General features: G+C 42.3%; 5 protein-coding genes. All 5 read left to right on the forward strand.

Annotated features, from left to right (window positions below; all coding sequences use genetic code 11):
• Window positions 1–12: 12 nt before the first annotated feature.
• Complete coding sequence (locus AAV90_RS02025) at window positions 13–3,231, forward strand: type I restriction endonuclease subunit R (protein WP_046495173.1); 3,219 nt, start codon at window positions 13–15, stop codon at window positions 3,229–3,231.
• An 18-nt stretch (window positions 3,232–3,249) separates the two neighbouring features.
• Window positions 3,250–4,755 carry a Hachiman antiphage defense system protein HamA gene (locus AAV90_RS02030; RefSeq protein ID WP_046495175.1) on the forward strand — a complete coding sequence of 502 codons (1,506 nt, stop codon included), beginning with the start codon at window positions 3,250–3,252 and terminating at the stop codon, window positions 4,753–4,755.
• Window positions 4,745–7,357 carry a DEAD/DEAH box helicase gene (locus AAV90_RS02035; RefSeq protein ID WP_052729536.1) on the forward strand — a complete coding sequence of 871 codons (2,613 nt, stop codon included), beginning with the start codon at window positions 4,745–4,747 and terminating at the stop codon, window positions 7,355–7,357. Before AAV90_RS02030 ends, AAV90_RS02035 begins: the two co-directional genes overlap by 11 nt.
• A 33-nt stretch (window positions 7,358–7,390) precedes the next feature.
• The gene (locus tag AAV90_RS02040) at window positions 7,391–8,317 is read left to right on the forward strand and encodes a GIY-YIG nuclease family protein (protein ID WP_046495179.1); all 927 of its coding nucleotides are present in this window, start codon (window positions 7,391–7,393) and stop codon (window positions 8,315–8,317) included.
• A gap of 106 nt (window positions 8,318–8,423) precedes the next feature.
• The coding region (locus AAV90_RS02045; protein WP_046495181.1) for a transposase at window positions 8,424–8,751 on the forward strand (328 nt) is incomplete at its 3' end.

Here is an 8,751-nt window from a genome sequence, read left to right on the forward strand (position 1 = left end):
GGAGGCGTGAAAATGGCTAAACTATGCGAATCTGCAATAGAAGAAATGGTTATTGAGGAGTTGCAGAGCCTCGGCTATACCTACATATCCGGAGTTGACCTCGCTCCGGACGCTCTGAATCCCGAACGTAGCAGTTACGGGGATGTGTTGCTTATGGGGCGGCTTCAGACAGCGGTGCACAAGCTGAACCCCACCATCCCCGCTGATGCTATTCAAGGTGCGGTTCGCAAACTGTCGCGGATAGCCACCTCAAACTTACTCGCTGATAATGAGGAGTTCCATAAAATGCTTGTGGATGGCGTTTCTGTGGAGTATCGGAAAGGCAGCGACATCAAAGGCGACTCTGTTCGAATAGTAGACTTTGATTGCCCTCTTAACAATGAGTTCCTCGTTGTCAACCAATATACTGTTGTTCAGAACAACAATAACAAGCGGCCTGATGTGCTCCTGTTTGTTAACGGTATTCCGCTTGTTATATTTGAATTAAAAAACCCTGCTGACGAGAACGCCACCTGCAATAAGGCATATGAACAGCTGCAGGCGTATAAGTTAGCGATACCGGGTTTGTTTACATATAACGAAATTTGTATTATTTCCGATGGTTTAGAAGCAAAGGCTGGATCCCTTACCGCGCCATATTCCCGTTTCAGTACATGGAAAACCAAAGACGGTATCAAAGAAGCCGCTAAATTTGACAACGAACTTTCAACACTAATTCATGGGTTGTGCAATCCTGCAACGTTGATTGACTATATCCAAAACTTCGTGACCTATGAAAAGACCCAAACTGAGGACAAGGTCACACATATAGTAAAGGTGGAGACGGTCAAAAAAATCGCTGCCTATCATCAGTATTATGCCGTTAATAAAGCATTGGAGCAGACAATCCGTGCCAGTGGTTATTCAAATAATTCTACCAATATGGTTCGGGAAGACCCTGCAAGCTACGGGTTACCCTCCGCTTCCGATCAGCCAAAGGGTGACCGTAAGGCAGGCGTTATCTGGCATACACAAGGCTCTGGCAAATCGCTTTCGATGGTTTTTTACACCGGTAAAATCGTCCGAGCCTTAAATAATCCAACCATAGTTGTCATCACTGACCGTAATGATCTTGACGATCAGCTGTTTGACACCTTCGCAGGCAATAGTCAACTCTTGCGTCAACCACCTACACAAGCGAACTCCTGTGAGGAACTAAAAACACTATTGAAAGTTGCGTCTGGGGGCATCGTCTTCACGACCATACAGAAGTTTATTCCAGATAACAACGAATCGGTTTATGAACTGTTGTCTGACCGTGACAACATCGTGGTTATTGCTGACGAAGCACATCGTACCCAGTATGGATTTAACGCTAAGCTCCGTGACATTAAAGAAAACGGCGAGGTAGTTGGTCAGCGGATTGCTTACGGTTTCGCTAAGTATATCCGTGACGCGCTTCCAAACGCCACATTTATTGGGTTCACAGGAACGCCTGTTGAGAAGCAGGATGCGAACACACCTGCTGTCTTTGGTAACTATATTGATATTTATGACATCGCTCAAGCAGTTGAGGATAAGGTTACTGTAAGGATTTACTACGAAAGTCGACTCGCGAAAGTCAATCTTACTGAGGAAGGAAAGCGCTTAATCGAGCAATTCGATGCAGAACTTGATGAGGTTGGCGAAGCTGACGAAGCGACTAAAGCGAAAATCAAGTGGGCGAAATTGGAAGCAATTGTCGGAAACGAGGATAGAATCCGTATTCTCGCCAATGACATTGTGACGCATTTTGAAGAACGACAGAAGGTCTTTGAGGGAAAAGCTCTCATAGTAGCCATGAGCCGCCGTATTGCGGTAGAAATTTATGATGCGATTGTTAAATTGCGTCCCGAATGGCACAGTGACGACCTAGACAAAGGATCTATCAAGGTCGTTATGACTTCCAGTAGCTCAGACGGTGCCGCAATCCAGAAGCACCATACGACTAAAGCACAGAGAAAAGCTCTTGCCCTCCGCTTGAAGGATGAGAACGATCCGCTGAAAATTGTCATCGTACGCGATATGTGGCTCACCGGCTTTGATGCTCCGTGTCTTAATACAATGTATATTGATAAACCGATGAAAGACCATAACCTGATGCAGGCTATCGCACGTGTAAACCGCGTGTTTAAGGACAAGCCTGGCGGTCTAATTGTAGATTACATAGGCATTGCCACAAACTTAAAAAAGGCTCTTGGTTTTTACGCAGAAAGCGGTGGCAAAGGTGTTCCGGCTGAAACACACCAGAAGGCTGTTGAGATAATGCTTGAAAAGCTGGAGGTTGTGCGCTGCATACTCTATGGTTTTGATTACTCGGCTTTCTTCTCCAGTGCTGTTAAGGATAAGCTGTCGCTGATATTGCAAGCGGAGGACTTCATTCTTGGTTTGGACGATGGCAAGAATCGTTTTATCCGTGAAGTCTCGTTGTTAGGGCAGGCATACGCTCTTGCTAAGCCTGATCCTGCCACTTTTGAAAATGCTGAAGAGATTGCATTTTTCCAAGCAGTCAAAGCACGACTAACAAAATTTGAAACGGGTGGCAACGGAAAAGGCGAGAGTTATGATTCAGTTATACGGAATATCGTAAACTCTGCTATTTCTTCTGACCAAGTCGTGGACATCTTTGGTGCGGCGGGACTTGAAAAACCTGAACTATCCATTCTATCGGAAGAATTCTTGAAAGAAATCGAAGGAATGAAATATAAGAATGTTGCCATCGAACTCCTAAAAAAGCTGTTATCTGATGAGATAAAAATACGCTCCAAACACAACCTAGCCAAATCAAAAACATTAATGGAAATGCTGGATGGCGCAATAAAGAGGTATCAGAACAACCTCTTGACAACTGCCGAAATTATCGAAGAACTTATTCGTATCGCTCGTGAGATTAACGCGGCTGATAAGCGCGGACAAGACATGGGTCTTTCTGAGGATGAGCTTGCTTTTTATGATGCACTTGAAACCAATGACAGTGCGGTAAAGGTTCTGGGAGACGACCAATTAAGGGCAATTGCACGGGAGATAGCCGATAAGGTCAGAAAGAACGCGACCATCGACTTTGCTATTAAGGAGACAGCCCGTGCACGTATTATGGTCATAGTTCGCAGAATACTGAACAAATATGGTTATCCACCCGATAAGCAGCCAGCCGCAATAGAGCTCGTGATGAAGCAAGCGGAAAACCTGGCAGATGTTTGGTCATCTCAATAAATTCAAAGGAGTAAGACGATGTCATTATTTATCTCGTACAATAGAGAACAAAAAGACTTTGCAGATAAGATAGAGTCCTCTGTCCGCACAGTTTGTCCTATCCTGCGCGATACAAATGACATTGCTCCGTGGGGTAGTATTGAGGAATTCATGAACCGTATTCGCCAAGCTGAGTACGCTGTACTTCTCATTTCAGATGAGTATTTGAAATCTATCAATTGCATGTATGAGGCCTGTCAGTTATACAAGGATGTTAATTGGAAAGCCCGCACTATGTATGTTGTGCTTGGAAATGCCGATCTGAATGTCTACACTGTAGCAAATCACGAACGTTACATACGATATTGGAATGACAAAAAAGCAACACTTGAAGAACAGATTAAGAGCTTGCCGGCAGAAAGTATTGATAGCATTACAGCAGAGATAAAGCGCGTAAGCGAAATTCTCCTGATGATCGGTGATTTTCTGAAAGTTATACGTGACACTAACAATATGCAACCAGAAAACACTATAGATGCAATCATTAGTTTTATCACAACCAAGTCTGTTTCTAAGGAATCGCATTTAAGGGAGCAAACTCACGATGCTTCATCGAGTGTGTTGAAAAAGACGCTTAAGGATGCCGGTTTTGACGGTGTTTTCACAGAAGTGTCACATGACGAAAAGCTGGGTTTAATAAACCCTTACCAGTTGCGCTTGTTTCAACTGAGCGTGGTTGACAATGCGTTCTCTTTCGATGCCCTTAAGAAGTTTCTATTGAAAAACATAGGTCAATACATTTACTCGCGGGAACGCATAAAGAAGTTTATGAATGATGATGAGATAACGCTCATTGGTCTGAAAGCAGTCGAATTGTTGCACGACCGTTGCAACGGCGATTTAACTTGGCTTGGTGACGAACTGGGTGACCTGATGCTGTATGTGTTTTTGGAACAGATACTTGATGCTCCAAAAGTGTTCAGCAAATTTGACACCCCGTCCGATGAGTTGTTGACGACCGGCACCAGCTGCGTTCATTTACTGCAGACCAGCGCGGGAATGCCATCTTTTCAGATGGTGTTTGGCAAGTCTCGCATCGCAGGAGACCCAAGGGATGCAATCGACGATGCCTTTATCACACTTGAAGCGATAAAGAATGACACTTCACGGGAAATCCGACTTGTAGAAAGCACAGCGTTTGACAAGGAGTTTACACCGGAAGTTGCCAAACAATTAAAGAACATCATCATACCAAGCAAAGGACAAACTATTGCCCATGATACTGCGTTTGGCGTGTTTCTCGGTTACTCGTTGGGAATAGAAAAAAACCGCCCCTCAGCAGAATTTCGCGAACTAGTAGCAAAAAAAATGCGAAAGGATATTCAAGCTCATGTCTCCTATATCATAGATAAGATTAAAACTGCGGGGATGGAGCATTATTCGTTTTACTTTTATTTTTTGCCATTCAATGAAGCGGATGAAGACAAGCAAGAGATTATGAAGTCCCTTCTTGGATTTAAGGGAGGGGTGCAAAGTGGCGGATAGGAACATTGTTTCATTAGGTGATGTCATATTTGATGATATTGACAAGAATCCCTATCTTAATGAGTTGTATGAGAATATCTTATACAACTATTCGTTGCGCCTCTTTCAAATTAAGAGTGAAAACAAGCCTGTAAATATTTCTGATGCTCTACGTTTTGCCGACATATTGTCAAAATCGCCTGCTGACAGCCATATGACTTGGGCACAAGAAATGGTCGCACTATTAAAGGAGATAGAGCCTAATAATCCGGAAATAGATATATACCTTAATTCGGTACTTTCAAATACAGGTAATTATCAGGGGCTTGAAACAGCTGAGAATAAAAAAGTTGCCCCGATATCCGTTCGCCGTAATCTGCTTGAACGTTTTCATGAAGAATACAGTAAAGAACTCGTGTCCATTCCTGCTGAGCCTGATAAGTTGTTTTTTCGACCACAACGACAAATCTATGACCGTCTGACAGAGCCATATTTCAGCTATTCGGGTCCCACCTCTATGGGCAAGTCCTTTATTATGAGGATGTTTATAAAGAAGCAAGTACAGGACGGTATGAAGTTCAATTACGCTTTGATTGTACCTACCAAAGCACTTATTAATGAAGTGTCGAGTAAAATTATTAGCGACCTCGGCGCACTCCTTAAAGAAATGAATTATCGTGTCGTTACATCTGCCGGAGCATTGGCACTAGAGGAAGAACATAACTTCATCTATGTTCTCACACCTGAGCGACTGCTTTATCTTCTGATTCGCCACAAGGATAAAGATATTGACTATTTGTTTATCGATGAAGCACACAAAATCACATCCAAGGACAAGCGTAGCACCTTCTATTATAAAAACATAGATATGCTCGCTCAGCGAGAACGAAAACCTCACATCATTTTTGCTTCACCTAATATTCCAAATCCTGAGGTCTATCTCAAGTTAGTTCCTGAAGCGTTTGAAGCTACCGATCTGGATTGCAATAAACTGGCTACAAGTTTTTCACCTGTAAGCCAAGTAAAATACCTAATTGACTGTGTTGATGGAGGCATACATCTGTTTAATGACCGTAGTAGTCAACTAATGGAAATCAGCAAAGCTGCAATAAAAGTGCCGTTCAGCAATATTGTCTCCCACTTAGGTAAGGGTGTTCAGACTATTATATACTTCAACTCAAAAGACAAAGCTATTCAAGCAGCAATTGATTATGCAAAATACGAACAGGATAAAAATGACAGTGAACTCGATGCTGTTGCCAGGGAGATCGCGAATCAAGTCCACAAGGATTATTTTCTCGCAAAATTAATTAAAAAAGGTATTGCTTACCACATTGGCTATCTACCAGCTTCTATTCGCATGAAAATAGAAAAGCTGTTTCGTGACAGAAAAATCGTGGCAATGTTTTGTACCAGTACACTCGTTGAAGGAGTTAATCTGCCTGCTGATAATTTGTTTATCACTACTTACAGAAAAGGCCGTGGACAAACAAAAATGACTGCCGTTGATTTTAGAAATCTTGTCGGAAGAGTCGGACGCATCAATTACAACCTATATGGCAATGTGTTCTTGGTTCGACTTGAGGAGAATCTTCAGGTCAAAGATTTTGTTGAGCTACTTGAAAAGAAAGTACCGGAACAGAAACTCTCTCTTGTCACTGAACTAAAACCCAAGCAAAAAAAGCAAATTGTCACATGCCTGTTGCAAGGACACACCAACTTGGTAAAAGACCAAGGGCAATCGCAGGACTCTTTTGATTTGACAAGAAAGTTTTGCCTAATTTTGCTCAGAGACATAATGAAGGGCAGAAACAGCATTGTAAGACGAGAGTTCAGCGAATTCTTAACACCGGAAGATGAAAGCAAAATCAAGGCGATATTTGAAAGAGATGAGATAAAACCGGATGACGATATCAATACATCTGTTGATCAAACTAAAAGCTTATCTGCCAACATTGCGTGGGGGTTAGAGTATCCCACTATTGATGGAGATGGACGCACAGAGCATGGTGAGCCACAAGCTTTCCTTGAGAAGTTATATGATATTTTTGGTTGGGGTAAATGTGAAAGTTCCGAAACTATCGGTAATAAAAAACGCCTTAGTTGGTATGCCGTCATTCTACGTCATTGGGTTAGTGGCAATGGGCTCGGAATGATTATCGACAAATCGCTTACCTATGCACAAAATAGCCCCAACTACAAAGTCCGCATTGGCGGTCAATTAATTCCTTATAATCATCAATCAATGATGCACAGAAACATCGTCATGTCGGAAACACTTCAAGCGATTGAGAGCGTCGTTCTGTTCAGCTTTGCAAACTACTTTTTGAGGTTTTCAGAAGCGTACAAGCGGATTCACGGCATTGAGGATGACATGAGCAACGATTGGTATGAATTCGTCGAATACGGCACAACAAACAAACTGACCATATTCCTCCAGCGGAACGGGTTTTCTCGCGAGACAGCTCTGTTTATACGGAAGAACCGGAGCAAGTATGTGATCGGATTAGACGATAGCAGACCAGTCAAAATAAAAAAAGACATCCTTAACTGCGGTAACTTTAGTGTGATTTCTGAGGTTGAGAATATGAGCATCAATAACCCCGACTTATTTGTGGATTAAAACCAGAGGATAAATTTTAAGGAGGCAAACGCCATGGCAGGCAAAAATATGAATTATTTTCTGATGGACAGCACCCCAAACGGACGCATCAAGTGCACGCTTGCTAATTGGACAGGTGTCGCCTATAAAACTCCACGGGTAAAACTTGTGGACTGTAAGAACATTGACTACCTTAAACAGAGTGGGGTATATTTCCTTTTCAGTAAAGGTGATGGCGACAAACCCTTAGTTTATGTCGGCCAATCTGGGACTCGAAAAAATGGAGAAGGTATTTTGAACCGTTTAAAAGAACACCACGCCTCCCCGAAACAAGGTCTTGAAGATTGGTATGAGGCGATAGCGTTTACCACTTCTAATAATATTTTTGGTGCAACCGAGATTAGCTGGCTTGAAAATCGCTTCTTTGCACTTGCTGTAAATGCCAATCGTTACGAAGCTAAGAACGGAAATGAACCAAATGCCGGAAATGTCACAGAAGAAAAAGAGAGTGAACTTGAGGAATATGTGGACTATGCCAAAATTGTAATGGGTGTTCTCGGACATTTGGTATTCGAGCCCCTAGTTCAAAATCGAATAATCCAAAACACAGAGTGCAAAGTGGGCGATGACTACATCGAGTTTTCTATGGAGCAAAAAATGCAGAACAGTGGAATGACAGTAAAAGCAAAATGCAAACGCTCAAGTGAAGGATATATTGTTTTACAAGGAAGCATTATCAATTCTAAAACTAATGAAAAAACATGCTCAGGAGTAGCTAAAAAGGCCCGGGAGAGAACCAAGGTTGATGAAAATAATATGCTTTTGGAAGATGTGCTTTTTTCCTCACCATCTGCCGCTTCGATGTTTGTAACGGGCGCAAGTTCCAACGGATACACTGCTTGGAAAACTGCTGAAGGCAAGACCTTGAAAGACGTTGAAACGAGTGAAGCGAATGAATTGAGACTTTTGCATATTAGGTAAGCCCGAAAATATTAGGATTTTATTCATACAGAAAAAGGACTTCACCCCCCATTTTGTCGAATAAATAAGTGACCAAACAAATCATCCGAAGGAGGCGAAGTCACTTATGAATATTCGACAGAGATGCATTTTCTCCTTTGAAGATGCAATGAAAATGCAACCAAAATCCAGGATCGAGAAAATAATTGATACCCTTGATTTCAAACCAGTTATTGCCAAATTACATCAACCTGATGGTAATAAACGTGGACCTAAGCCATACCCAACCTGCGCTATGTTAAATGCCTTGATTGCTATGCGGCTAGAGAATATGAATACTTTTACCCAACTGGTTGAACGGCTTACTTATGATCCCCATCTGAGGTATATTTGCGGTTTTGAACCCTTTGGCACCGCACCTAGTAAATCCTGTTTCAGCCGATTTTATGCAAAGC

The sequence above is a fragment of the Syntrophomonas zehnderi OL-4 genome, assembly GCF_000983115.1.
In the GTDB taxonomy this organism is placed as follows: domain Bacteria; phylum Bacillota; class Syntrophomonadia; order Syntrophomonadales; family Syntrophomonadaceae; genus Syntrophomonas_B; species Syntrophomonas_B zehnderi.

Bases quoted from the DNA above. Each gene is read 5' to 3' on its own strand.
- AAV90_RS02025 (WP_046495173.1), top strand. From the start codon at position 13: ATGGCTAAACTATGCGAATCTGCAATAGAAGAAATGGTTATTGAGGAG.
- AAV90_RS02030 (WP_046495175.1), top strand. From the start codon at position 3,250: ATGTCATTATTTATCTCGTACAATAGAGAACAAAAAGACTTTGCAGAT.
- AAV90_RS02040 (WP_046495179.1), top strand. From the start codon at position 7,391: ATGGCAGGCAAAAATATGAATTATTTTCTGATGGACAGCACCCCAAAC.